Annotated in this window: 19 protein-coding genes and 2 tRNA genes; 16 read left to right on the plus strand and 5 right to left on the minus strand. The window is 62.8% G+C overall.

Translation table 11 applies throughout. The features are described from left to right. Nucleotides 1–9: 9 nt before the first annotated feature. On the minus strand, nt 10–1,425 hold the full coding sequence (locus ASD01_RS13945; RefSeq protein ID WP_034797019.1) for an aminotransferase class I/II-fold pyridoxal phosphate-dependent enzyme: 1,416 nt from the start codon (nt 1,423–1,425) through the stop codon (nt 10–12). Continuing rightward, nucleotides 1,422–8,933, minus strand: coding sequence for a type I polyketide synthase (locus ASD01_RS13950; protein WP_060529515.1), 7,512 nt, complete (start codon nt 8,931–8,933; stop codon nt 1,422–1,424). The genes ASD01_RS13945 and ASD01_RS13950 overlap by 4 nt, the downstream gene beginning before the upstream one ends. 408 nt (nt 8,934–9,341) lie before the next feature. On the opposite strand from ASD01_RS13950, the gene ASD01_RS13955 reads away from it, so the two are divergent. From ASD01_RS13955 to pncB, 3 genes are all read left to right on the plus strand, one after another. Then, on the plus strand, nt 9,342–10,529 hold the full coding sequence (locus tag ASD01_RS13955) for a polysaccharide biosynthesis/export family protein (protein WP_034797015.1): 1,188 nt from the start codon (nt 9,342–9,344) through the stop codon (nt 10,527–10,529). 179 nt (nt 10,530–10,708) lie between these two features. Further along, complete coding sequence (gene pncA / locus ASD01_RS13960; RefSeq protein ID WP_034797595.1) at nt 10,709–11,308, plus strand: bifunctional nicotinamidase/pyrazinamidase; 600 nt, start codon at nt 10,709–10,711, stop codon at nt 11,306–11,308. 45 nt (nt 11,309–11,353) lie between these two features. After that, complete coding sequence (gene pncB, locus ASD01_RS13965) at nt 11,354–12,658, plus strand: nicotinate phosphoribosyltransferase (protein ID WP_034797014.1); 1,305 nt, start codon at nt 11,354–11,356, stop codon at nt 12,656–12,658. 346 nt (nt 12,659–13,004) lie between these two features. Here the strand turns inward: pncB and ASD01_RS13970 are convergent, their stop codons facing one another. Together ASD01_RS13970 and ASD01_RS13975 are read right to left on the minus strand one after the other, a co-directional pair. Next, nucleotides 13,005–13,718 (minus strand): DNA helicase, encoded by a 714-nt coding sequence (locus ASD01_RS13970; protein ID WP_034797013.1) that lies wholly within the window; start codon nt 13,716–13,718, stop codon nt 13,005–13,007. A gap of 324 nt (nt 13,719–14,042) precedes the next feature. Continuing rightward, a tRNA-Thr gene (locus ASD01_RS13975) sits at nt 14,043–14,117 on the minus strand. A gap of 151 nt (nt 14,118–14,268) precedes the next feature. On the opposite strand from ASD01_RS13975, the gene ASD01_RS13980 reads away from it, so the two are divergent. The 10 genes from ASD01_RS13980 to ASD01_RS14025 all read left to right on the plus strand — a co-directional run bounded on the left by ASD01_RS13980 (nt 14,269) and on the right by ASD01_RS14025 (nt 20,814). Then, the gene (locus ASD01_RS13980; RefSeq protein ID WP_060644096.1) at nt 14,269–14,520 is read left to right on the plus strand and encodes a hypothetical protein; all 252 of its coding nucleotides are present in this window, start codon (nt 14,269–14,271) and stop codon (nt 14,518–14,520) included. Nucleotides 14,521–14,779: 259 nt separating this feature from the next. Then, nucleotides 14,780–16,072, plus strand: coding sequence for a UDP-N-acetylglucosamine 1-carboxyvinyltransferase (gene murA / locus ASD01_RS13985; RefSeq protein WP_034797010.1), 1,293 nt, complete (start codon nt 14,780–14,782; stop codon nt 16,070–16,072). A 106-nt stretch (nt 16,073–16,178) separates the two neighbouring features. Then, nucleotides 16,179–16,619 carry a DUF2948 family protein gene (locus tag ASD01_RS13990; protein ID WP_034797590.1) on the plus strand — a complete coding sequence of 147 codons (441 nt, stop codon included), beginning with the start codon at nt 16,179–16,181 and terminating at the stop codon, nt 16,617–16,619. A gap of 43 nt (nt 16,620–16,662) precedes the next feature. Further along, the gene (gene hisD / locus ASD01_RS13995) at nt 16,663–17,967 is read left to right on the plus strand and encodes a histidinol dehydrogenase (RefSeq protein WP_060644097.1); all 1,305 of its coding nucleotides are present in this window, start codon (nt 16,663–16,665) and stop codon (nt 17,965–17,967) included. Beyond that, nucleotides 17,964–18,440, plus strand: a complete 477-nt coding sequence (locus ASD01_RS14000) for a UPF0262 family protein (RefSeq protein ID WP_034797007.1) — start codon at nt 17,964–17,966, stop codon at nt 18,438–18,440. The genes hisD and ASD01_RS14000 overlap by 4 nt, the downstream gene beginning before the upstream one ends. Before the next feature lie 14 nt (nt 18,441–18,454). After that, the gene (locus ASD01_RS14005; protein ID WP_034797006.1) at nt 18,455–18,922 is read left to right on the plus strand and encodes an arsenate-mycothiol transferase ArsC; all 468 of its coding nucleotides are present in this window, start codon (nt 18,455–18,457) and stop codon (nt 18,920–18,922) included. A gap of 271 nt (nt 18,923–19,193) precedes the next feature. Next, nucleotides 19,194–19,412 (plus strand): translation initiation factor IF-1, encoded by a 219-nt coding sequence (gene infA / locus ASD01_RS14010; RefSeq protein ID WP_004435948.1) that lies wholly within the window; start codon nt 19,194–19,196, stop codon nt 19,410–19,412. A gap of 147 nt (nt 19,413–19,559) precedes the next feature. Further along, entirely contained in the window at nt 19,560–20,180 is a 621-nt protein-coding gene (locus ASD01_RS14015; RefSeq protein WP_034797002.1) for a Maf-like protein, read from the plus strand. Beyond that, nucleotides 20,149–20,397: a DNA gyrase inhibitor YacG gene (gene yacG / locus ASD01_RS14020; RefSeq protein ID WP_051659366.1), complete on the plus strand. Its 249-nt coding sequence runs from the start codon at nt 20,149–20,151 to the stop codon at nt 20,395–20,397. The genes ASD01_RS14015 and yacG overlap by 32 nt, the downstream gene beginning before the upstream one ends. 341 nt (nt 20,398–20,738) lie before the next feature. Then, nucleotides 20,739–20,814 (plus strand) — tRNA-Phe (locus ASD01_RS14025). A gap of 77 nt (nt 20,815–20,891) precedes the next feature. Here the strand turns inward: ASD01_RS14025 and ASD01_RS14030 are convergent. After that, entirely contained in the window at nt 20,892–21,791 is a 900-nt protein-coding gene (locus tag ASD01_RS14030) for a LysR family transcriptional regulator (protein ID WP_034796999.1), read from the minus strand. Between the two features lie 98 nt (nt 21,792–21,889). On the opposite strand from ASD01_RS14030, the gene ASD01_RS14035 reads away from it, so the two are divergent. From ASD01_RS14035 to ASD01_RS14045, 3 genes are read left to right on the plus strand one after another with little or no spacing between them, the layout of a single operon-like run. After that, on the plus strand, nt 21,890–22,960 hold the full coding sequence (locus tag ASD01_RS14035; protein ID WP_034796997.1) for a 4-oxalomesaconate tautomerase: 1,071 nt from the start codon (nt 21,890–21,892) through the stop codon (nt 22,958–22,960). 54 nt (nt 22,961–23,014) lie between these two features. Further along, the gene (locus ASD01_RS14040) at nt 23,015–23,995 is read left to right on the plus strand and encodes a Bug family tripartite tricarboxylate transporter substrate binding protein (protein ID WP_234798726.1); all 981 of its coding nucleotides are present in this window, start codon (nt 23,015–23,017) and stop codon (nt 23,993–23,995) included. Between the two features lies 1 nt (nt 23,996). Further along, entirely contained in the window at nt 23,997–24,518 is a 522-nt protein-coding gene (locus tag ASD01_RS14045) for a tripartite tricarboxylate transporter TctB family protein (protein ID WP_082566601.1), read from the plus strand.

Genomic DNA, 24,518 nt, shown 5'->3' on the forward strand with positions numbered 1-24,518 from the left:
GCGATCGGGTCAGCGCGCCGAGAGCGCTTTCATCATCTGGTCGATGTCGATGCCGCCAAGGCCGAAGTTGCGTTCGGTAAGGTCGGCCAGACGCTCGGCCGTGAGTGTTACCGTGCGCCGGATCTGCTCTTCCGTGTGGTCGCTGGTGATGAAGAAGCGCAGCCGAGCCAGGCCTTCCGGGACCGCCGGGTGGATGATCGGCAGCGCATTGACCCCTTCGGCAAGCAGGTCGTTCGACAGCTGCACCGCACGCAGGGAATCGCCAACCAGAACCGGAACCACGGAAAATCCGCTGCTGAGGCCGGTGTCGAGCCCCGCTTCCTTGGCAAGCTTGAGGAAGAGCGCGCCGTTGCGGCGCAGCGCCGCCGTGCGCGTCGGCTCCCGTTCCAGCACCTCCAGGCTTGTGGTTGCCGCGGCCGCCAGAACCGGCGCAAGGCCGACGCTGTAGACGAAGCCGCCGGCCGATGCCTTCAGCACCTCGACCAGCGCTTCGCTGCCGGCGATGTAGCCGCCGCAGCTCGACGTGGTCTTGGAGAGCGTGCCCATCCAGATGTCGATCTCGCGGGGATCGACGCCGAAATGCTCTGCAAGCCCGCGGCCGGTCTTGCCGAGAACGCCGAGCGAATGCGCTTCGTCGACCATCAGCCAGAAGCCATATTCGGCCCGGAGCTTCAGAAGCGCCGGCAGGTCGGCGACGTCGCCGTCCATCGAGTAGATGCCCTCGACGATGACCATGATGCGGCGATAGTCGCCGGCGACCGTGCGCAGCACGTGTTCGAGGTCGGCGACGTCATTGTGCTTGAACAGGCGTCGTGTCGCGCCCGAGAGCTTGACGCCGGCAAGGGCGCTGTTGTGGATGAACTCGTCGTGGACGACGAGGTCCTTCGGTCCCATCAGGCAGCTGATGGCGGCGACATTGGTGAGATAGCCGCTGACGAAACAGACGGCGGCATCGACGCCATAGAAGTCGGCGATCTTCTCTTCCAGCGCCACATGCACCGGACGCTCGCCGGCGACGAGGCGGCTCGCCGAGGCGGAAATGCCGAAGGTGCCGATGGTATCGCGTGCCCGCGCAAGCACCTCCGCATGGCGATTGAGGCCAAGATAGTCATAGGAGGCGAAGTTGATCAGCTTGCGGCCATCGATGACGGTGGTCGCGCCGGCGGCCGTCTGATGGGCACGATAGAACGGATTGGCGATGCCGAGCTGTTCGCTTGCAAACTTCTGCGTCATCACCTGCTTGTATTCCGGCAGGTCTTCGAAACGGGCCTGCTGCCGGCGCGCCGGCGGCGGCATCTCCCGCTCCGAGCGCGCCATGCGGTTGCGCTCGGAGGATTGATGCGTGTTTCTCATCCGGTCCAGCAGGTTCTCTTTGAGGCTGCTGGTCATCTTGGATGCGCCTGGACCGTTTCCGTTCGTGCTCATTGGCCTTGTGCTTTTTCCTTCGCCGTTCCGACGTGCCGCTGCGCAAGTTCGCTGACAATCTTGTCGTCGGCGGGCTCGGCATCGTCGCTCTGGTCGCGCTTGCTCACCTTCTCATAGAGCTTGCGGGCGACATCGCCAACCGTCGTGTTGTCGGCGACGCCGCTGAGCGGCATGTCGAAGCCGGTGTTCTGCTGGAAGCTCATGCCGAGTTCGACGGCCATGAGGCTGTCGAGCCCGATTTCCTTCAGAACCTTGCTGCGCGTGACCGTATCCTTCGATACGCGCAGGATTGCGGCGATTTCGCCGGCGACGAGGTCGAAGAGAATGTCTTCGGCTTCCTGCGGCGACTTGCCCTCGATCATCACGACGAGGTCCATCTTGGTGCCTTCGCCGCCCGTCGCATGCTGGTCGGCGCTGCGCAGGATGACTTCGAAGAGCGCGTTCTTGGCGACAGGCAGATTGCGTGCCGCCGACCAGTCGATCTCCGAGATCATCACGGTTGCCGCATCGACGGTGCCTGGATCGAAGGCCAGGTGGCTCTCGACCATGTCGAGTGCCGTCTGCGCCTTCAGCGCGGTCTTGCCGATGCGCTTGGCGAGGATGTCGTTCACATCCGTGTTCTGGACCAGATAGCCCCTGTCGGCGATGGCGCCGAACCCGACGGCGAGACCCGCAAGGCCGCGTGCGCGACGGGCGCGGGCGAGACCTTCGAGATAGCCGTTGGCTGCGACGTAATTCGCCTGTCCGGGGTTGCCGACGAGTGTCGTCGCCGATGAGAACAGGATGAAGTTGTCGATCTTGTCGTTGCTGGTCAGTTGATCGAGAACCGCGGCACCCTTGGCCTTGGTGTCGATGACCGGCCGGTTTCGCTCGCGGTTGAGGTTGCTGATCAGCGCGTCGTCGAGCACCATCGCGGCATGGACGATCGAGCGCAGCGGTGCCACGGCGCGCAACGTCTTGAGCAGGCGCTCCGTCGCTGCCGGATCGGTGACGTCGCAGGCATGAACCGTGGCGGATACGCCAGCCTTCGTCCAAGCTTCGATCATTGCCGTCGTTTCGGCGTCCGCCAGGCCGCGGCGTGAGCAGAGCGCGACCTTCGTCGCACCCTTTTCGACGAGCCAGTTGGCGGCAGCCAGGCCGAAACCGCCGATGCCGCCGACGACGAGATGCATGCCGTTCGGATCGACCTTCATGCCGCCATGCGGACGCTTGGCAACGCGATGCGTGCCGGCGACCGGAGGAAGCACGACGATTTTGCCGATATGCCCGGCATTCTGCATCAGTCGGAAGGCGTTGCCGATCTCGTCGAAGTCGAAGGCGCGATAGGGAAGCGGCGTCAGCTTGCCGTCTTCGAACAGCGCACCGATCTCGGTGAAGATCCGCTTGGTCAGCTTCGGCTGATTGACCAGCAACTGGTCGGCGTCGATGCCGAAATAGCTGACATTGCGGCGGAACGGCCGAAGGCCGATCTTGCTGTCGGCGTAATAGTCGCGCTTGCCAAGCTCAAGGAAGCGGCCAAAGGGCTTCACCAGCGCCAGGCTCTGCTCCATGGCCTCGGCGAACAGCGAGTTGAGCACGAGATCGACGCCTTCACCGCCCGTCACGGCGCGAACGTCGTTGACGAAATCGAGCGAACGGGAATCGAAGACGTGATCGGCACCCAGCATCGACAGGAAGCGACGCTTCTCGCGCGATCCTGCCGTGGCGATGATCCTGGCGCCCTTCAGCTTTGCGACCTGCAGCGCGGCAAGGCCGACGCCGCCGGCGGCGCCATGGATGAGGATCGTTTCGTCAGGCTGGATCCGTCCAAGCTCGACCATCGCGTAATAGGCAGTCAGGAACGCGACCGGAACCGTCGCCGCGGCGACGGGGCTGACCGATTGCGGCAACCTGGCGACGCCGGCGCGCGAAACGACCGCGTGGGTCGAGAAGGCGGAGGATGCAATCGCCATGACGGCATCGCCCACGGCGAGGTCATCGACGCCGTCGCCGACCGCGACCACGTGGCCGGAAAGCTCCATGCCGATCGTCGCGCCTGCGAAGCCGTCTTCGAGCGCCTCTTCCGGCAGAAGGCCCATCGCCCACATTACGTCGCGGAAGTTGAGGCCGGTGGCTGCGACCGCGACGACGACTTCACCCGGGCCTGCCGAGGGGATGTCGCTTTCTTCCCAGACGATGCTGCCCACCTGAGAGCTGACGCGCTGGCGGATGGTTGCAGCCTTGAAGTCAGCCGTTGCCGCGTGCCCATTGTCGACTGGGCCAGGCACGGCGCGGATCTCCGAAAGCGCAGCGCCAGCTTCGCCTTCGAGCAGCCATTCGCGGTTTACTCCCATCGCGCCAAGCAGCGGCAATGCCGCAGCCATCTGAGCATCCGTCGTCGGCGAACCGTCGATGTCGAGCGAGTGGACGTCGAGGAACTCGTATTCGTTCTGAAGCACGCGTGCGAAAGCCCAGAGGCCGGCATTGACGCCGTCGCTTGCGACCGCCTCGCCGACCGTCCGGCTGGCGATCGGTGCGCCGCCGGGCGCGACAAGCAGGAGACGGGGCCGTTTGTCCTCCGCTGGCTCCGCACCGCCGATATGCTGGCGCAATGCTTCGGCAAACGTGCCGAGCGCGAGGATCTGTGTTTGTAGAGAGGCGGAATCGTCGGTGCGCGACGCGGCCGCCGGCAAGGCAAGGAAGACTGCCCGAAGCGGTTGGCCCCCCAGCGTCTCGAAGGCTGGCAGGAGCGCGGCCTTGTCCGCAGCCGCATCGCCGGTCAGGCTGACACGAATGGCTGAATCAGAGGGCTCGCGCTGCTCGCGCCCCGCGATCTCCAGCAGGAGGTGGGGGACGGATGCCGGCACCGCCGCGTCTGCGGCAGCAGTTGCTGCGCCACGCGCTTCGAGCAGGATGACGTTGCCGCTTGCACATTCGCGGTCGGCAATGTCGGTGTCCCGCAGGTCGAGATCGTCGAGGCATTTCTGCCAGTGCGGCGCCGCCGCGAGGTTGCCGATCGGAAACTCCGCCGTCTGGCTGCGCGCGAACCAGCCCTCGGACAGGCCAAGCGCGAAGTCGTTGAACAGCGATGGCGCGCTGACCGCGGCAATCAGCCCACCCGTAGGGCGCAGTGCCGTGCGCAACGCTGTGCGAACCGCCACATCGTCCTCGATCAGGCCGTAGAACGCGTCGGACGCGCTGACAGCAAGATCGAAGGCCGCAAGCGTCGCGAGTTCGCCCTTCTTGAGGATGTGTACATGGGCGTCGTTTTCGAAGGCCAGCTCAAGGCCGCGCTGGGCGTTATCGCGTGCTTCGAACACGGTGAGGCTTGCACCATGCTTTTCGGCAAGAGTGGCCAGACGCTTAGTGAAACCGGCGGATACGCTGCCGAGTTCGACGATGCGCAGGCGCGCTCCGGCGGACTGTGCCGACAGCGCCGTTTCGACAGCCTCCAGCACGAAGGCCATGCGCTGGCGGCTTGCCTCCGAATGAACCGCCTGATGGTCGATCGTGGCGTCGCTGATGAAGCTCGATCCCGAGGCCGCTTCGTCGCCCGCATGCAAGGCATCGATGCGGGCAAGGGCTTCCGCATAGGCGTTGTTGATCAGCACGGCCTCGACGGCGCGGTCAGGCCGCTCGCCGTAAAGTTCGCTCAGAATTTCAGGCACGCTCGGCAGGTTGAATTCCTGCGCGACGGTCCACACACCATCCTTGTGCTCACAGAGCCCGGCATCTTCGAGCACGTAGAGGCAGCTCGTCAGAAAACACTGGAAGGCGAAATCGCCAGGCAGATTGCCGCCCTGGATCGTGGAACGCCCCTTACCGAGCTTGAGGGCGATCTCCTGGCAGGCGCGGTAGATCGCGGCATTGAAGAGCAGCGTCGCATTGTCGACACCAGCCTCGCCGGCGGCCGGCATTGCGATCGATACCGGCGCAAGGCTGTTGCGCAGAAGGCTTGGCAGGGCGGCTTCCGATTGTACTGCCTCGTAGTGGAAGGACAGCGCATCGAGCGTCTTGTGCTTGCGCAGATAGGTGCGGCGGAAACGGCAATCCTCGAAATGCGCGATCGGCTCGCCCGACTGGCCGAAGAAGTGGAACTTCGCCTTGATCGAATTGGTGCTGACGCGTTCAATTTCGATCATCGCGCGCGCGATCGGCAGGCCGCCATTGACGACACGAACCGAACCGAAGCGGACGGGAATATAGGGTGCGCCGCTCTTGTCGCCAGTGAATCGGTCGAAGAGCGCCACCAGCCCGTGGAAGGTCGCATCGACCGAGATCGGGTTCAGGGCATAGCTGACCAGCGGGTGTCCGGTGGCTTCGGCCGTCTTCAGCTCGACATCGACCAGGCGGTCGCCATAGGCAACCGCTTTTGCGAGCAGCTGGAAGCGAGGACCGTAGTCGAGGCCGAATTGCCGCGCCGTCTCATAGGCGCGACCCGGTGCCACCGTTGCCGTCTTGGCGAGGCCTGCGAGCGACGGATAGGCGCGGTCCCCGGCCGGCAGCGGCTTGCGGCAGCGGGCAACCGCGTGCACGGCCCAGTCGTCTTCCGACAGCCGTTCACGCGAGCGGATTTCGAGGTCGCCGGTCTCTGGCGAAAGGACGGTCGACAGCTCCATGATTTTTGTGTCGCTGAGTTCCAGCGGCCGGACGATTTCGAGATTGGTGATCTCGACTTCTTCGCTGCCATAGAACTGCTGTGCCGCAGCAACGGCGATCTCGATGAAGCCGCTGCCCGGCAGGATCGCCTTGCCGTCCACCACGTGTTCGGCAAGATCCGGGAAGAGATGGGCGTCGATATGGTTTTTCCAGCTGCCGCTGTTCGGATCGCTGCGCCAGCCGGTCAGGCGGTATGGTCTGGCAATCCGGCCGAACAGGTCGGTGGCATCAGTTGTTGCCGCCGGGCGCAGTTCGACGGGCTCGAAGGGCAGGCTTGGCAGGGCGATCGATGCATTGCGCTTGCCGAATACCCGGGTCGTATCCACGACGGCGCCGTGCGCAACGGCACGTGCCATCGCGGCCGAGATCGGATCCTGGCCGCTTTCGGCGACGTCTCTGAGCAGCGTGGGCACCACCATGCAGGGGGCTGCTGCCTGCTTGATCGTCTCCTTGACGTAGGACGACAGGATCGGGCGCGGCGAAATCTCGATGAACAGGCGGCAGCCCATTTCGATCGCGGCTTCCGCAGCCGCCTGGAAGCGGACCGGCTCGCGAACGTTCTTCCACCAGTATTCCGGATCGAGCTGCGTGCCCTCGAGCGCGGCACCCGTGACCGTCGAAAGGTAGGCGAGTTCGGTGCGGCGCGGTGCGATATCGGGGATGTCCGAGAGGAAGGCATCCTTCGCCCGATCGATGATCGGATGATGGAACGGATAGTTGATGTCGAGGATCTGGACCGGGATCTTCGCCTTGCGGGCGGCATCGCGGAAGGCCGAGATCTGGTCGGCCGGGCCCGAGATCGTCACGGAATTATGCGCGTTGACCGCAGCAACGCAGAGTTCGTCAAGACCGCGAGCCTCGGCAAAGGCGCGAGCAGCCTCTTCACCGAGCATGACGGCCGCCATCGTGCCGTGGCCGGCAAGCAGGTCCTGATGCAGCGAACGTTTCGCAACGATCGAAACGGCATCGACGAGCGACAGCGCGCCGGCCGCGTAGGCGGCGGCGATTTCGCCGACAGAGTGACCGAAGACGGCGACCGGCTTGATGCCCATGGCAACCAGCGAATCCGACAGGGCGGCCTGCACCGCAAACAGCAGCGGCTGGGCGATCTTGGTGTCGGCAAGCTTCTTGTCGAGATCAGGATCGGTCAGGAGATCGGTGAGCGCGATATCCGAATGGAACTTGAACAGCGCGCTGACCGAGGTGAAACACTGGCGGAAATGCAGGTTTTCGCGGAAGGCTTCCACACCCATGCCGGCCCATTGCGAGCCGTTGCCGGAGAACACGAACGCGACCTTGGCGTCGCGAACGACGGCCTCGCCCACCTCACCGATATCCGAGCCGGGCTTTTCCAGGTGGCTGGCGATCGCACGGACGATATCTTCGGGCTGGTCGCTGCGAGCGGCAAACCGATGGCGCATATGGGTGCGGTTGGCACCCGATGCGGCGATCATCGCACGGGCTTCACTCTTGGAAGCATGCGCGAAAGCGGTCTTGTAATCCTTGAGAAGGGCTTCCAGGCTCGACTGCGTATGAGCGCTTGCGAGGAACACATGTCCCGAAGACGACGGGTTTGCGGCCTTTTCATCGGCGGCCGGTTCCGGGTCGCTGATAACGACGTGCGCATTGGCGCCGCCGAAGCCGAACGAGTTGATGCCGGCAAGGCGCGCGCGCTTGCCGCGCAGAAGCTCGATCGGGTTTGCCGTGACGCGGACGTTCAGACCATCGAAGTCGATATGCTCGTTTGGCGTGTCGAAATGCAGCGAAGCCGGCAGGTAGTTGTTCTCAAGCGCCATCATGGCCTTCAGCATGCCGAAGAGGCCGGAGGCGGGTTCCGTATGGCCGATGTTCGACTTGATCGAGCCGATCGGCACAGGCGCCCGGCGCTTGGCGCCGATGACCGTTCCGATCGACCAGACTTCCGCCGGGTCGCCGACCTTGGTGCCGGTACCGTGGCCTTCGACGAAGGCCACCTGATTGGCGTCGATGCCGTTTCCTTCGTAGATCGCTCTCAGCAGGTTGGCCTGGGCTTCGCGCGACGGCAGCGAAATGCCGTTGGTGCGGCCGGCCGAATTCACGCCGGTCGCGACGATGCGCGCATAGCTGCGGTCTTTCTCGCGGCGCGCCCGGTCGGAACGGCGCAGCACGAAGACCACGCCGCCTTCGGCGCGCACGTAGCCGGCGCCGTCGTTGTCATAGGCGCGGCAGAGGCCTTCCGGCGACAGCATGCGTGCCTGGGCGAAGCCGACGAAGGGCAGGGGGTGGGCAAGGATGTTGACGCCGCCGACGATCGCCGTGTCGATCTCCCCGGCGTTGAGCGCCCGCATCGCCTGGTCGAGGGCGACCAGCGAGGAGGAACAGGCGGTGTCGACCGTCATGCTCGGGCCGCTGAGGCCGAAGATGTGCGAGATGCGGTTGGAGACGATCGACAGGGTGTTGCCGGTCATGAAGTACGGGCCAGCCGCGGCCGGATCCTCGACCGTCAGGTTGGCGTGGTCGAGGCTCGATGCGCCGATATAGACACCGACGTTTTCGCCGTGCAGCGACGTCGCCGAGATGTTGGCGTCTTCAAGCGCCCGCCAGGCGAGCTGGAGCAGCACGCGCTGCTGCGGGTCCATATACATGGCCTCGCGCTGCGACATGCCGAAGACGGCCGGATCGAAATCATAGAGTTGATCCAGCACGCCGGCCGCGAAGGAATAGGTCTTCCCCTGCGTGCCCATGACGGGATGCCAGAATCGCGCCACGTCCCAGCGATCCGATGGAATGCTGGTGACGGTGCACTTGCCCTGACGTAGAAGTTTGAACAACGCCGAGGGCGATTCTGCTCCAGGGGCGAGGCATGCACGCCCAATAATCTCAACAGCCATGTATGATCGAACGCTCTAAAATGCCGTTAAAGTTGCACCTGCGATTGCGCGGCGGAAGTTGAAATGCAATCGCCAATCGTCATGCTTGCGGGCTATCCCCAGCTATATTCGTTCCGCCTCATTAGTCAGCTTTTAACTTAAAGTCCCTAGCTTTCAACCCCAAAGACTGAAGATATACACGCTGTCAACGCCAGTCCAAGTCGGATTGGGCGACAAACCACGCTCAAGGTATCGAAGGTATGACCAGAAAGACGCGGGCTCAAATAAATTGCCCGTCTTGGTCTTGAGGTGACTTGTTGTGGGACGGCGATTGTGCTTTTCAGAGACCGGCGAAATTCCCTGCCGGGGGATGATGCGGCGCGGAACCATGAGCAAAATCATGGCTGTGCCGAATGTGGAGTGTCGTAGTTGAAACGAGTCAGTGCCCTTCTGCTTTGTTCCGCCCTCGTCGGGTGCCAGGCTGTGCCTGGTGAAGGGCCGCTGGCCGGAGCGATCGTCAAGGACGCCGGCCAGTCAGGCGCCGAGATCGGCCGCCAGAATGCAACGGTTTTCGACATCGTCGATGTGGACGGACGCTCCGCGCGTCTCGTTTCCGATTATGTCTCCTCGACGCTTAATCGCCGTTTCGGCATTGGCGGCGGTGTTGGCCGCGTCGTCATCGGCGTTGGCGACCAGCTTAAGGTCTCGATCTTCGAAGCCGGCAGCGACGGCTTGTTCTCGACGCAGGACTCCAAGCAGACGAGCATCGATCTCGTCGTTCAGCCGGATGGCAAGGCTGCCATCCCCTATGTCGGCCCGGTCAAGTTTGCCGGCCTGACACTGGAGCAGGCGCGCCAGGAAATTCTGGAAGCGCTGAAGCAGAAGGCGGTTGAGCCCGACGTCATCGTCACGAGCATGAGCACCGCCTCGCGTAACGTTACGGTTTCGGGTGCCGTCGGCAAATCGTCGGTGGTGCCGCTGAGCCTCGTCGACGAAACGATCAACGAGGTGATCGCCAAGGCCGGCGGCCCGGTCGCGCAGCCCTACGAGACCTTCGTCACATTGGTGCGCGGCAAGAAGACCGGAACGGTTCTCCTGAAGTCGATCATCGAGAACCCGTCGGAAAATATCCACGTCAAGCCGGGCGACCAGATCTTCGTGACGCGCGATCCGCGCCGCTTCACGATCCTCGGTGCGGTCAAGGCCAACCAGCGCGTCGAATTCGGCGCCAACGATCTCAATCTGCTCGAGGCGATGGGCCTTGCGGGCGGTGGCTCGGACTACACGCTCGACATGAAGGGCTATTTCATCTTCCGTTACGAAGAGCCTGATGTGGTCATGAGCCTGCTCGGTCAGCAGCGTTTCAACGAAATGCTGCGTAAGGGCATGAAGACCGACAGCGTGGGGCGCTACCCGATCGTCTACCGCTTTGACATGAGCAAGCCGGACAGCCTGATTGTCGGCCAGACCTTCCCGGTCAAGAACCGCGACGTCATCTATGCCTCGCGTCACCCGTCGGTCGATTTCTCGAAGTTCCTGAACTTCGTCGCCCAGCCGGTCGGCATCGCCAATTCCGGCTTCTCGATCGCAGATAACATCAACAATCTCGGAAACTGATCGTTTTCGATCGCATTTGTTCGAGGGCGTCGGCCATGGCCGACGCCCTTTTTGCTTATCTGCCCTTCCGATCTCGGAAGCCTGCGGAACTGGCTTGTCGTCGCTCAAATTCTGTGATTGATCTTGGACTTAAATCGATTTTGGTGATCGATAAGCAGTTGATCGTCCAGAGGTGAATGATGGCGGATAAAGCGTTGATCGTCGTGGATGTGCAGAACGATTTCTGCCCGGGCGGAGCGCTTGGTGTTGCGGGCGGCGACGAGATCGTGCCGATGATTAACGGGCTGATCGGCCGCTTCGAGCATGTGGTTCTGACCCAGGATTGGCATCCGGCCGGCCACTCCAGCTTTGCCTCCAGCCATCCCGGCAAAAATCCCTTCGAAATGATCGCCATGCCCTATGGCGCGCAGACGCTCTGGCCGGATCATTGCGTGCAGGGCAGCGCCGGCGCCGATTTCCATCCGGCGCTCGAATGGACCCGCGCCGAACTTTTGATCCGCAAGGGTTTCCGCGCGCAAATCGACAGCTATTCCGCCTTCTTTGAAAACGACCGCCGGACGCCGACCGGCCTTTCCGGCTATCTCAGGGACCGCGGTATCAAAAAGGTGACGCTCTGCGGGCTCGCGACCGATTTCTGCGTCGCCTTCTCCGCGCTCGACGCGGTGGCGCAGGGATTCTCGACCACGGTCGTTCTCGATGCCTGTCGGGGCATCGACCTCAACGGCTCGCTTCATGCCATGGTGACGCGTATGCGTGATGCCGGCGTCGAGCTGAACTAGCCGAGATGATCTAGCCTCGCCCAAGAGGAAGGAGCAATTTCACCGATGACGAAGACCGATATCGCCAGGCGCGTCTACAATCATGCCTGGAAACTCGACCCGATCGTACGCAGCCTGCTGGACACGGATTTCTACAAGCTCCTGATGCTGCAGATGATCTGGCAGCTCTATCCGGATGTCGATGCGACCTTCTCGCTGATCAACCGCACGAAGACGGTGCGGCTCGCCGACGAGATCGACGAGCAGGAACTGCGCGAGCAGCTCGATCACGCACGCGAACTGCGTTTCTCCAAGAAGGAAATGATCTGGCTTGCGGGTAATACCTTCTATGGCCGCAAGCAGATCTTCTCGCCGGAGTTTCTCGCCTGGCTCGCCAAGTTCCGCCTGCCGGATTATGAGCTGAAACGCAGCGATGGCCAGTTCGAGCTGACCTTCCGCGGCCGCTGGGCGGAGACCACCATGTGGGAGATCCCGGCGCTGGCGATCATCAACGAGCTGCGCTCGCGCTCGGCGATGAAGGGCCTCGGTCCCTTTACCCTCGATGTGCTCTATGCCCGCGCCAAGGCCAAGATGTGGTCCAAAGTCGAGCGGCTGCGGCAGTACCCTAACCTCAGGATCTCCGATTTCGGCACGCGCCGCCGCCACAGCTTCCTTTGGCAGCGCTGGTGCGTCGAGGCGTTGAAGGAAGGGATTGGCAGTTCGTTCTCCGGGACCAGCAATGTCTTGCTCGCGATGGACAACGATCTGGAGGCGCTTGGTACCAACGCACACGAATTGCCGATGGTGGCCGCGGCCCTTGCCCGCAACGACAAGGAACTGGCCGCCGCCCCCTACAAGGTGCTGCAGGACTGGAACCAACTCTATGGCGGCAATCTCCTGATCGTGCTGCCCGATGCCTTCGGCACAGCGGCGTTCCTGCGCGACGCGCCGAAATGGGTGGCGGACTGGACGGGCTTTCGGCCGGACAGCGCGCCGCCGATCGAAGGTGGCGAAAAAATCGTCGCCTGGTGGAAGAAGATGGGACGGGATCCCCGGGAAAAGCTGCTGATCTTCTCCGATGGTCTCGACGTCGACACGATCATCGAGACGTACCGACACTTCGAGGGGCGCGTGCGCATGAGCTTCGGCTGGGGCACCAACCTCACCAATGATTTTGCCGGTTGCGCGCCGACGGAAATCAGCGGCCTCAGTCCGATCTCGATCGTCTGCAAGGTCAGCGAGGCGGATGGCCGGCCGGCTGTAAAACTCTCCGACAATCCGCGCAAGGCGACCGGTGACCCGGCCGAGGTCGAGCGCTACCTCAAGTTCTTTGGCTCGCAGGATTTCGTTGAGCAGGCGGTTAAGGTCTGACCGCCAAGTAACGCCTAAGTCAAACGACGCCGCGTGCTCAGCGATCTTGCAAAAAAAGAAACCGGCAGGAGCCGGTTTCAAAAGGGGATCAAAGATGTTGCGATTGTCCATCATCGCAATATCAAATCTGGCAGTGGAATCTTAAGGTTGCGTTAATCTGCCAACCTGCCGTTGCATTTTGCTTCTCTAGAATACGAACATGTAGAGAAGGATGATGACGATGAGCGGCACGCCCATAAGCCAGAGAACGATACCTTTCATTGAGAAGCCTCCGCGTTGCTGCCTTTGAAACGATAACGCAGCATCGGGAAATACGTTCCGGGTGTCAGCGAGGCAGGCTCTTGTTTCAGTTTATCGCCAGTAGCCTCGCTTCGCCCTTGTTCAAGAAGTAGGCCTTGTCGAAAAGCCGGAGATCGACGGGGTTCGGCATCCGGATATCGTCCAGGTCCGGAAGTGGTTTCACGGCGGCTTCGAAGGATCGATCGATCTGCGAGATGAAGATGATGATCAGCCCGCGTTGCCGCGCGAATGCCCTCAATTTGCGCACCTGATCGCCAAGAGCGGGATTGTCACGTCGCTGATCGAGAAGCTGGAGGTAATCGACGACCACCAGCGTGCCGGGATCGGCCTTGGACAGCTTGCCGACGATATGGTCGGCGCTGATCGTGTCGGAGCAATCGATCTCGAACAGCGGGGCAAACCGGCCATGGTCGGCCCCGATGGCCGCAAAACGCTCGATGACGTCCGTCACGGTATATTCCAGTGTGAAGAAGTAGGCGCGATGGCCGGCCCTCATCGCCTCTACGGCAAGCTCGAGGCTCTTCAGCGTCTTGCCCTGGCCGGGGCGTGCGCCGAGGACCACGAGATCTCCGGGAGCGAGCTGGGCAAGCATACTCGCCGCGGTGCCGGCAGTCGTTTGTCGTGCCGCAAGCAGGCTCCAAGTGGAGTAGCCCTCCTGAACGGCAATGCGATCAAGTGCTTCATGGAGCGGGATGGCTTCTTCACGGCACAGGCGTTTCGCCCTGCGTTTCAAATGGTAGATCGGTGCAGTCAGTTTCATCGGCAACCTCCTGGTACGAGCGATCGTCGCAGTCCCTCCTTGTGCGCATTGCCCCAACAGTCGGTTCGATGATGAGAGTGCCCGGTATGGAATCTACTTTCCCGATCGGAGGGGGGAGGCGTGGGCGCGCCCGAATCGCAGCATAACGCAGATGGCAGCAGGCGAAAATTGCATCCGATGAGAAATTCTGCGGCCTGGCGCGCGTCTTTCGCGGCGCCCTAGATCCTGCTCGTTTGGGGCGATAGGACAGGCGAAAACATTCGCAGACCGCAAAAGCACGCGGTGCTACGAGCGAGTATCAATTTGATTTCTTTAAGAGAAAACTGGTGCTGCTAGAGAGATTTGAACTCTCGGCCTCTCCCTTACCAAGGGAGTGCTCTACCCCTGAGCTATAGCAGCATCTCGCGGCCGGTTCGTGTGTCAGCCGCATCAAGCGAGGGGGCTATTGCCATAGCTCAGCGGCGAGTGCAAGCCGCAATTCGAAGTTTTTCGCGAAGAGCTGTGAGAAAAGTCACCGGCGCTTCCGAAGACCCTGGTTTTGCGCTATGGCATGGGCATGCAAACAGACGACGAAGAAGGCGGCAAAGCGGTGCCTCCGCCTGACGAACGGCAGGCGGATGGCAAGGTGCGCCAGAAAAAGATAAAGGATACGACCGAGGCGGACCTGAAAAAGGCGCGTCTTGCCAGGAACTTGCGCGACAACCTCATGCGCCGCAAGCAGCAGATGCGGGCGCGCCGATCTGGCGCTGCCGATGACGTCAGCGGTCTTCCTGCCGCAAAAACGGACGAATCCCAAGATTAGTACGGGCAGGAAGCGGCATCGCCGCTTCGTTCTCAATTTGCCGGTGGCATCTCCATCGGCGTTCGATTGCACAGGTTCGTAAATCGGGACCGATCGCGGGGGAAGCCGTGCAGCGACCTAAATGTTACAGCGCCAGGCGTCCGAAGGGATGCGCGGCGTTCAAGGCACTTCTAATTTCGCGGCGTCTCCACTAAAGAGGCGCCTTCAGACAACATCGGATTATTTTGGAAAGGCGGGCCAAGCCCGTTCGAGAGGCCTCATGGATCGCATCAGGATTGTAGGCGGCAACAAGCTCAACGGCGTCATCCCGATTTCGGGCGCCAAGAATGCGGCCCTGCCGCTGATGATTGCGTCGCTTCTGACCGACGACACGCTGACGCTCGAAAACGTGCCGCATCTGGCCGACGTCGAGCAACTGATCCGTATCCTCGGCAACCATGGCGCGGATATCTCCGTCAACGGTCGCCGCGAGCGCCAGGGCGAGAGCTACGCCCGCACCATCCATTTCACCTGCCGCAACATCGTCGACACGACCGCCCCTTACGAGTTGGTCTCGAAGATGCGCGCGAGCTTCTGGGTTATCGGCCCGTTGCTTGCCCGTGAAGGCAAGGCGCGGGTATCGCTGCCGGGCGGTTGCGCCATCGGCACGCGTCCGGTCGATCTCTTCATCGAAGGCCTGCAGGCGCTTTCCGCCAACATCGAGATCGACAGCGGTTACGTCAACGCGACGGCGCCGGCTGGCGGCCTGATCGGCGCGCGCTACACCTTCCCGAAGGTGTCGGTCGGCGCCACCCATGTGCTGATGATGGCAGCGACGCTTGCCAACGGCACCACGGTGCTCGGCAACGCCGCGCGCGAGCCTGAAGTCGTCGACCTCGCCAACTGCCTGAACGCCATGGGCGCCAAGATTACCGGCCAGGGCACCTCGACGATCACCATCGAGGGCGTTCGCTCGCTCTCCGGCGCCCGTCACCGCGTTCTTCCTGATCGCATCGAGACCGGCACCTACGCCATGGCCGTTGCCATGACCGGCGGCGACGTCATTCTCGAAGACACCGACATGGCGCTGCTCGACACGGCGCTGGAAGCGATCCGCCGCGCCGGCGCCGAGATCACCGAGACCAACAGCGGCATCCGCGTCGTGCGCAACGGCGCCGGCATTAAGCCGGTCGATATCGTCACTGATCCCTTCCCGGGCTTCCCGACCGACCTGCAGGCGCAGTTCATGGGTCTGATGACCATGGCGAAGGGCACCTCGCACATCACCGAGACGATCTTCGAGAACCGCTTCATGCACGTGCAGGAACTCGCCCGTCTCGGCGCCAAGATCTCGCTTTCCGGCCAGACGGCGAAAATCGAGGGCGTCGGCCGCCTGAAGGGCGCGCCTGTCATGGCGACCGACCTTCGCGCCTCGGTCTCGCTCGTCATCGCCGGCCTAGCCGCCGAAGGCGAGACCATGGTCTCGCGCGTCTATCATCTCGACCGCGGCTTCGAGCGGCTCGAAGAGAAGCTTACCCGGTGCGGCGCGCACGTCGAGCGCGTCAGCGACTGATTTGAACGGTTGCGCCTGATACCGTTGCGGTTTCAGGCGCAACATCCTATGTCCATTTCAATTGTGGCACGGCAAGATGTGCGGCGAAACGAAAGGAATGGATGGCATGACCGGATTGAAGCTGCTGGCGCTCGACGAGGAGGATCTCGCTGTCGTCTCCGCCCACGTCCAGGATGCCGTGTTCAAGGTTTCGGGCCTGGAATACGACGCGCGTCGCAAGCAGTTTTCTCTCATCGTCAACCGCTTCGTCTGGGAGACGGCCGATGGCAAGCGCCGCTCCTTTGAGCGCCGGCGTGCGGCTCTCCTCTTCAAACGTGTGAATGCAGTGCGCTCCGTCGGCTTCGACCGGCGTGACGGCGAGGCGGTGCTCGATCTGCTGACGCTGAAGTTCGCGCTGCAGGGCGAGGGGCCGGAAGGCACGCTGGAGTTGGTTCTGGCTGGCGACGCCTCGATCGCGCTTGACGTCGAATGCATCGAAACGCAGCTTGCGGATACCGGCGGGGCGTGGGAAACCGCTTTCAAGCCCAAGCATCCCGAAGGCGCTTGACGCTGATCGACCCGACCGACACTGGCATACAAGGACGTCCCCTTTGGCAATCAGGCTCAATTTTCTCGACGGTGACTTCGAACAAAAGTTCGCGGCATTCCTGACGACCAAGCGAGAGGTGTCCGAGGACGTCAATGCGGTGGTCAAGGCGATCATCGACGACGTGCGGGCACACGGTGACGCGGCGCTCGCCGAATACTCCAAGCGTTTTGATGGCGTCGATTTCCAGACGACGCCGATGGCGGTCAGCGCCGTCGAGATCGATGCAGCGATCCAGGCGGTCGAGCCGGAAGTTCTCGGCGCGCTAAAGGTCGCCGCCACCCGCATCGAGGCGCACCATGCCCGCCAGCGCCCGAAGGACGATATCTACCAGGACGCCATGGGCGTCGGCCTCGGCTCGCGCTGGACGGCGGTCGATGCCGTCGGCCTCTATGTGCCCGGCGGCACCGCGAGCTATCCGAGCTCGGTGCTGATGAACGCGCTGCCGGCAAAGGTTGCCGGCGTGTCCCGCATCGTCATGGTAGTGCCGGCAACCGGCGGCAAGGTCAACCCGGCGGTGCTGGCTGCTGCACGCCTTGCCGGCGTCGAGGAAATCTACCGCATCGGCGGCGCGCAGGCTGTGGCCGCCCTTGCCTATGGCACCGAGACGATTGCACCGGTTGCCAAGATCGCCGGCCCGGGCAATGCCTATGTGGCTGCGGCCAAGCGCCAGGTCTTCGGCACGGTCGGCATCGACATGATCGCCGGCCCCTCCGAAGTGCTTGTTATTGCCGACAAGCACAACGATCCGGACTGGATCGCTGCCGATCTTCTCGCCCAGGCCGAGCACGATGTCGGCGCCCAGTCGATCCTGATCACCGACGATGCGGATTTCGGCCAGGCGGTCGAGAGCGCAGTCGAGCGGCAGCTGAAAACTCTGCCACGCGCCGAAACGGCGTCGGCAAGCTGGCGCGATTTCGGCGCCGTCATCCTCGTGCCCGATCTTGAGAAGGCCGTGCCGCTCGCGAACCGCATCGCTGCCGAACACTTGGAGCTGGCGCTTGCCGACCCCGAGCCGATGGTGGCCAAGATCCGCAATGCCGGCGCGATCTTCGTCGGTCGCCACACGCCCGAGGTCATCGGCGACTATGTCGGCGGCTCCAACCACGTGCTGCCGACCGCTCGTTCCGCGCGCTTCTCCTCCGGCCTTGGGGTGCTGGATTACATGAAGCGCACGTCGATCCTGCGGCTTGATGCCGAACAATTGCGGATCCTCGGACCGGCGGCCATCGTGCTGGCAAAATCCGAAGGCCTTGAGGCCCATGCGCGCTCCGTCGCCATTCGCCTCAATCTCGGGGACGCTGGATGAAGGCGGACCGCAACCAGCGTCTCTGCGATGTCGTTCTGGACGAGACCATCGGCCGCTCGACCCCTGACGTGGAGCATGAGCGCGCGGTTGCGATCTTCGACCTGCTCGAAGAAAACCTGTTCGAGCCGGTCGGCCATCCAGGCGGCCCCTATAAGCTCAATCTCTCGCTCGTCGACGCCAAGCTCGTCTTTGCGATCTCGACCGACAAGGGCAGCGACGTCGCCACCCATATTCTGTCGCTGACGCCGTTCCGCCGGATCGTGAAGGACTACTTCATGATCTGCGAAAGTTACTACGAAGCGATCCGCTCGGCGACGCCGAGCCAGATCGAGGCGATCGACATGGGGCGCCGCGGCATTCACAACGAGGGTTCGCAGACGCTGATGGATCGCCTCTCCGGCAAGATCCGGCTGGACTTCGATACCGCCCGCCGCCTGTTCACGCTCGTCTGCGTGCTCTACTGGCGCGGGTGAGGGCGGCGACCGGCATGGCGGGAACCGAGGCTCAGCGCTTGAAAATGCCCCGCTCGGTCCTCTTCATGTGCGGCATGAACGCTATTCGCTCGCCGATGGCCGAAGCGCTCGCCAAGGCGGCGCTGCCGGCCGGAACCTATGTCGCCTCCGCCGGCGTGCGGCATGGCGAACGCGACCCCTTCGTCGACGTGGTCATGGCCGAAGTGGGCCTGAGCCTCGGTCGCCACCAGCCGCATACGCTCGATGAACTCGAGGATGACTATTTCGACCTTATCGTCACGCTGGCGCCGGAGGCGCATCACAAGGCGCTCGAATTGACGCGCTCCATGGCCGTCGACGTGGTCTACTGGCCGACGCCGGATCCGACGGTGGCTGCCGGCACGCGCGAGCAGATCGTCGATGCCTACCGCGCCGTGCGCGATCACCTATCGACGCTGATCAATCATCGGTTGATCGGCTCCAGGAAGTCGGAAGACGCTTGAGAGTGTTGCGAAAAATCCCGGCGCGGTCTGCAGTCTCCGTCGCTTCCATGCCGGCGTAAATCTCGATCGATTTAAGACTAGAGACATGGAGCGGTACGAAGTGCTATAGCGGCTTCGCGCTTCTGATCCGACGCGCGGCACAGTAGCCCGTCACAAAAGCGCAAAAGCCGGTCTTAGATGGTTCACAAATCCTCGTCGATTGTGTAGTTTCCGGCGAATTTTTCGGGATACCTGACGGTTCCCTAAACAAAGATAGAAAGAACAGTCCTACATGGCGAAAGAAGAAGTCCTTGAATTTCCGGGCGTGGTCACCGAATTGCTTCCGAATGCGACCTTCCGCGTGAAGCTCGAAAACGAGCATGAGATCATCGCTCACACTGCTGGTCGTATGCGCAAGAACCGCATTCGCGTGCTTGCCGGCGACAAGGTTCTCGTTGAAATGACCCCGTACGACCTTACCAAGGGCCGTATCACCTACCGCTTCAAGTAAGCCGCTCCGGCTCTTAGCAATTCCTGGAGCATTTCCGCTTCTTCTTCGAATCGCGAAAACGCTCTAACCTTTGGTTGGATTGCAATTCCAGACGTAAACCGCCTATCGCATTTTGCTGGAATTGCTCTGGAGTGACGGCTCGTTCCGATGACAGTGGCCAAGAAACTGATACTTGCGTCCGGTTCGCCGCGTCGCGTCGAGCTTCTGGCGCAAGCCGGCATCGAGCCCGCGCGCCTGATGCCGATGGATCTCGATGAGACGCCGAAGCGTGCCGAACATCCGCGTTCGCTCGCAAGGCGCCTGTCGGCAGAAAAGGCGCGAGCGGCGCTTGCTGCAGTCAAGGGCGAGGCCGGCTGGGACGGAAGCTACATTCTGGCAGCCGATACGGTCGTTTGCGTTGGCCGCCGCATCCTGCCGAAACCGGAACTCGTCAGCGAAGCCTCGAGCGCGCTGCATCTTCTTTCCGGCCGCAGTCATCGCGTCTACACCGGCGTCTGCCTGATCACCCCGGACAAGACCGTGCGCCAGAAGGTCGTCGACACCAAGGTGCGCTTCAAGCGCCTGTCCGGTTTCGATATCGAAAGCTATCTCGCCTCGGGCCAATGGCGCGGCAAGGCGGGCGGCTACGGCATCCAGGGCATCGCCGGCAGCTTCGTGGTCAAGCTCGTCGGCTCCTACAGCAACGTCGTTGGCCTGCCGCTTTACGAAACCGTCAGCCTGCTTGTCGGCGAAGGCTATGACGTGCACAATCGTTGGCTGGAAGGCTGAACGAGTGACCGACGAAACGAAGAAAAGCGCTTCGAACGTTGCGCCCCTGCGCGCACCGCGCCCGTGTCCGGAATGTGGCCGGCCGTCGCATCGGGAACACTATCCCTTCTGCTCCGACCGCTGCCGCAACGTCGACCTCAATCGCTGGCTCTCCGGCTCCTACGCTATTCCGGTCGCCGACGACGAGGCGAAGGCCGACGACGGCGACGACCGCTAGGCGTACCGCTGCGGCCGGACCCGCCGGTCCGGCTTTTCCTTCCCCACATCCTCTTTGCCGCGAACGACGCCTCGAAGATCCTCGCGCGTCACCGGGTGCGTGCAATCATCTTTTTCGGCTTCCAACGGCCACTTTCCACGAAAAATGGACCAGGGAGAGAATGCGATCTCTCTGAAACTCCTCGCTTTTTCGGCGTTTCGATTGTCCACAGGATTTCGGTCAAAAAACTTTCATTTGGCGCTGGACACCGCCGAACAAGATGCTATAACCCCGCTCGTTCCCAGGGCAAACACAAGCGCCCCGATGGTTCCGAAAGGAGCCGATGCCCGAAACGGCAGGATGCCCGGATAGCTCAGTTGGTAGAGCAGCGGATTGAAAATCCGCGTGTCGGTGGTTCAAATCCGCCTCCGGGCACCATCTTTCTTCTCGAAGATCTTGGTTCCTTCAAGCGCTGGCGTGTCGTTTCCTTGCGTCCACTATGCGGCTGCGCTCCCTCAATACGTCGTCCACTCCTGCACCAGCATCTCGCGAAAGCGGATGGCGGCCGGTGATAGTCTGCCGCCGCGGCGTTCGACGAGGCCGATGGTGCGGCTGACGGTGGGGGCGGTCAGCGGCACGGTGGCGATCACTGGGTGTTCGACCTGGGGTGTGGCCAGCCGCGGCATCACGGAGATGCCGAGGCCCGCCTCGACGAGGCCGAGCGAGGTCGACAGGTGGTTGACCTCGTAGAACCAGTTGAGCTGCACCTGGGCCGTTGTAAGCGCCCGGTCGAGCACGGCACGGTTGCCGCTGGTCTTGCTGACCCCGATCAGCGGGTGGCCGGTCAGATCCGCCCAGGTCAGTTGCTTCGAGGTCGCCAGCGGATGATCGCGGCGGCAGGCGAGCACGAACGGGTCGTCGACGAGCGGCGTGAAGCTGAGATCAGGGCGCGCCGCCCCAGTGATGTTGATGCCGAATTCGACCTCGCCGTTGGCGACCGCATCAAGCCCCTCATTGGCCGAGAGATCGAGGATTCGGAAGCGGATACCCGGGAATTTCTCGTTGAAGGATTGCACAACCCTGGGAAGAAAATAGAAGGCCGCGGTCGGGACCGAGGCGATGGTGACCTGGGCGCGGTGTCGCCCACCGAGGTCGCTGATCGAGAGGATCGATTCCTCGAATTCGTCGACCAGACGCCTGACCAGTGGCAGAAGCTCCCGCCCGACCTGCGTCGGCGCCACGTGCCGGGTCGTGCGTTCGATCAACTGCGCGCCGACGGAGGCTTCAAAGCCCTTGATCCGCCGTGAAAGCGCAGGTTGTGAAAGATTGAGCTGGCGGGCAGCTTCGTTGAACGAGCCGAGGTCGAGTACGGCGAGAAAAGCCTTGAGGTCGAGGAATTCGAAATTATTGCGCATATCGGAATAATTACGCCATTCTTTGCATTTCACAACAGATTTGATCCGTGAGATCCCTCCGATCAGCCGGTTGCGGCCGGTTCGAAGGAGCATGCGGAATGGATGACTTGATCAGGATACCCTGCGTGATGATGCGCGGCGGAACGTCGAAGGGACCGTTTTTTCTGTCTCGCGATCTTCCGGCTGATCCCGTCGAGCGCGACCGCCTGCTGATCGAAATCATGGGCTCCGGCCACCCGCTGCAGATCGACGGTCTCGGCGGTGGCAACTCGCTGACGAGCAAGGTCGCGATCGTCGGTCCGTCGAGCCGTCCGGAAGCTGATGTCGATTATCTCTTCGCCCAGGTGAAGGTGCTGGAGCGCAGCGTCGATACGGCGCCGAACTGCGGCAACATGCTCTCGGCCGTCGGCCCGTTCGCCATCGAGGCCGGCCTGGTTCTGCCGACCGGCGACGAAACGGTCATCAAGGTTCACAACGTCAACACCGGCAAGATCATCGACGCCCGCATTCAGACCCCCGGCGGCGCGATCGCCTATCAGGGAGAGGCCGCCATCGACGGCGTGCCGGGCAAGGCCGCCCCTGTCTATCTGGCCTTTCGCGATGCGATCGGCGCCAAGACCGGCCGACTGCTGCCGAGCGGCAAGGCGACCGATGTCATTCTCGGTCTTGAAGTAACGCTGCTGGACGGCGCAACGCCGGTGGTGATCATCACCGCCGAGGATATGGGCTACAGCGGCTCGGAGCCCGCTGCAGCTTTCGACGCCGATGCGGCTTTCATGGCCCGGCTCGAGGAAATCCGGCGGGAGGCCGGAAGGCTGATGGGGATGGGGGATGTCAGCCAGTCGGTTCTGCCGAAGCCGGTGCTGATCGGGGCGCCCGCGAGCGGCGGCGATCTGGCCGTGCGCTATTTCACGCCCGCCAATTGCCACACCGCGCTTGCAACGACCGGTGCCGTGAGCCTCGGTTTGGCGGCAACGATCCCGACCGGCCTCGTGGGTCGGCGTTTTCCGGAGCTTTCGCTGCCGGCGACGCTCGCCTTCGAGCACCCGACCGGTGAACTGCGGGTGAGGGTCGAGAAGGCAATAGGAGACAATAGCCCGACTGTGTCTGTGATGCGCACCACGCGTCGGCTGTTTGAAGGTGCGGCTCTTGTTCGCAAAGACGCTTAGGGTCTTGCAGAGCAACGTGTCGCGAATGCATTAACGAACTGGGAGGAGAACAAAATGCCCATGAAATTTACCCGTCGCGTCGCCCTGGCCCTGTGCGGGGCCGCCATGACCATGTCGGTCGCAGCCCCTATGATGGCGCAGGATGCGTATCCGTCCAAGCCGATCACGCTGGTGGTTTCCTATGCCGCCGGCGGCGGCACAGATGCCATCGCCCGCGTCTTTGCCGCGCGGCTTGAAAAGGCGCTCGGCGGTCGCGTCATCGTCGAAAACCGGCCGGGTGCCGCCGCCAACCTTGGAACCGAAGTCGCCGCTGCGGCTGATCCCGACGGCTACACCCTGCTGATCGGCAATCAGGGCCCGATGGTCGTCAACCCGCATATCTTCAAGCTGAAGGCCGATCCGGGCACGGACCTCGATCCGATCGCGATGATCGCGGATGCGTCCCTCGTCGTCGTTGTCGGACCATCGCTCAAGGTCAACACGCTCGGCGAACTGGTCGAGGCGGCCAAGTCCGGCGAGCTGGTCTATGGTTCGGCCGGCAACGCCTCGGCCAGCCATCTCGGCGCGCTGCTGCTCGGCCAGACCGCCGGCATCAAGGTCAGGCACGTTCCTTACAAGGGCGCAGGCCCGGCGGTGAACGATCTCGTCGGCGGCCACATTGACTTCATGGTCACCACCATTCCCTCGGCGATCGGGCTGATCGAGAGCGGCACGCTGAAGGCGCTTGCCGTCACCGGCGACAAGCGCTTTGCGAGCCTGCCGGATGTGCCGACCGCCATTGAAGCCGGCGTTCCGGGCTACACGGCCTCGGCCTGGTATGGCCTCGTCGGTCCGAAAGGCATGCCGGCGGACGTAAAGTCGAAGCTCGAGGCGGCGACGACCGAGACGCTCAGCGATGCCGACGTGCTCGACAAGCTGAAGAACGACGGCGCCGTGCCGTCCTCCATGGGCCCCCAGGCCTTTGCCGATTTCATGGCCAAGGAGCGCGCGCGCTGGGGCGACGTGGTGAAAGCGGCCGACATCAAGGTCGAGTAAGATGGAAGCCACGTCCACGAACACTGAAACCGAGCCCTCTGCGGGAGGGCTCGGCCGGGAGAGGCTTGCCGGCATCGTGCTGGTCGGCCTCGGCGGGCTTGGCCTGTGGGCCGGCTCCGATCTGCCCTTCATGACCTCGGAAGGCGTCGGCTCGGGGCTGATGCCGCGGCTGCTTTCCCTCGTCATCCTGGGGCTCGGGCTCCTGCAACTGGTGCTGAGCCGAAAGGATCCGGGGCCTTCGACCGGCCGCTGGGCGATCCGCGAGACGATCCCCGTCATCCTCGGCGTCGTTCTCTTTGCCGTTACGGTGCGTGGCTATCATCTCGGTCCGGTTACCATTCCCGGTCTCGGCCTCTCGATCGCCTGTCCGCTGGCGGTCGTCGCTTCCGGCCTGGCCGCGCGCGATGCCCGCCTTGGCGAACTTCTTGTCTTTGCCGCCGTGCTAACAGCCTTCTGCATCGGCCTCTTTCGCTATGCGCTCGGGCTTTCGGTTCCCGTTGCGCCCTGGCTTCTAGGATACTGA

Source organism: Ensifer sp. Root423 (assembly GCF_001426275.1).
GTDB lineage: Bacteria > Pseudomonadota > Alphaproteobacteria > Rhizobiales > Rhizobiaceae > Ensifer > Ensifer adhaerens.

Coding starts and splice junctions, on each gene's coding strand:
- ASD01_RS13945 (WP_034797019.1), bottom strand. CDS start 1,425: ATGAGCACGAACGGAAACGGTCCAGGCGCATCCAAGATGACCAGCAGC.
- ASD01_RS13950 (WP_060529515.1), bottom strand. CDS start 8,933: ATGGCTGTTGAGATTATTGGGCGTGCATGCCTCGCCCCTGGAGCAGAA.
- pncA (WP_034797595.1), top strand. CDS start 10,709: ATGGCGGATAAAGCGTTGATCGTCGTGGATGTGCAGAACGATTTCTGC.
- pncB (WP_034797014.1), top strand. CDS start 11,354: ATGACGAAGACCGATATCGCCAGGCGCGTCTACAATCATGCCTGGAAA.
- ASD01_RS13970 (WP_034797013.1), bottom strand. CDS start 13,718: ATGAAACTGACTGCACCGATCTACCATTTGAAACGCAGGGCGAAACGC.
- ASD01_RS13980 (WP_060644096.1), top strand. CDS start 14,269: ATGGGCATGCAAACAGACGACGAAGAAGGCGGCAAAGCGGTGCCTCCG.
- murA (WP_034797010.1), top strand. CDS start 14,780: ATGGATCGCATCAGGATTGTAGGCGGCAACAAGCTCAACGGCGTCATC.
- ASD01_RS13990 (WP_034797590.1), top strand. CDS start 16,179: ATGACCGGATTGAAGCTGCTGGCGCTCGACGAGGAGGATCTCGCTGTC.
- ASD01_RS14000 (WP_034797007.1), top strand. CDS start 17,964: ATGAAGGCGGACCGCAACCAGCGTCTCTGCGATGTCGTTCTGGACGAG.
- ASD01_RS14005 (WP_034797006.1), top strand. CDS start 18,455: ATGGCGGGAACCGAGGCTCAGCGCTTGAAAATGCCCCGCTCGGTCCTC.
- infA (WP_004435948.1), top strand. CDS start 19,194: ATGGCGAAAGAAGAAGTCCTTGAATTTCCGGGCGTGGTCACCGAATTG.
- ASD01_RS14015 (WP_034797002.1), top strand. CDS start 19,560: ATGACAGTGGCCAAGAAACTGATACTTGCGTCCGGTTCGCCGCGTCGC.
- yacG (WP_051659366.1), top strand. CDS start 20,149: ATGACGTGCACAATCGTTGGCTGGAAGGCTGAACGAGTGACCGACGAA.
- ASD01_RS14030 (WP_034796999.1), bottom strand. CDS start 21,791: ATGCGCAATAATTTCGAATTCCTCGACCTCAAGGCTTTTCTCGCCGTA.
- ASD01_RS14035 (WP_034796997.1), top strand. CDS start 21,890: ATGGATGACTTGATCAGGATACCCTGCGTGATGATGCGCGGCGGAACG.
- ASD01_RS14040 (WP_234798726.1), top strand. CDS start 23,015: ATGCCCATGAAATTTACCCGTCGCGTCGCCCTGGCCCTGTGCGGGGCC.
- ASD01_RS14045 (WP_082566601.1), top strand. CDS start 23,997: ATGGAAGCCACGTCCACGAACACTGAAACCGAGCCCTCTGCGGGAGGG.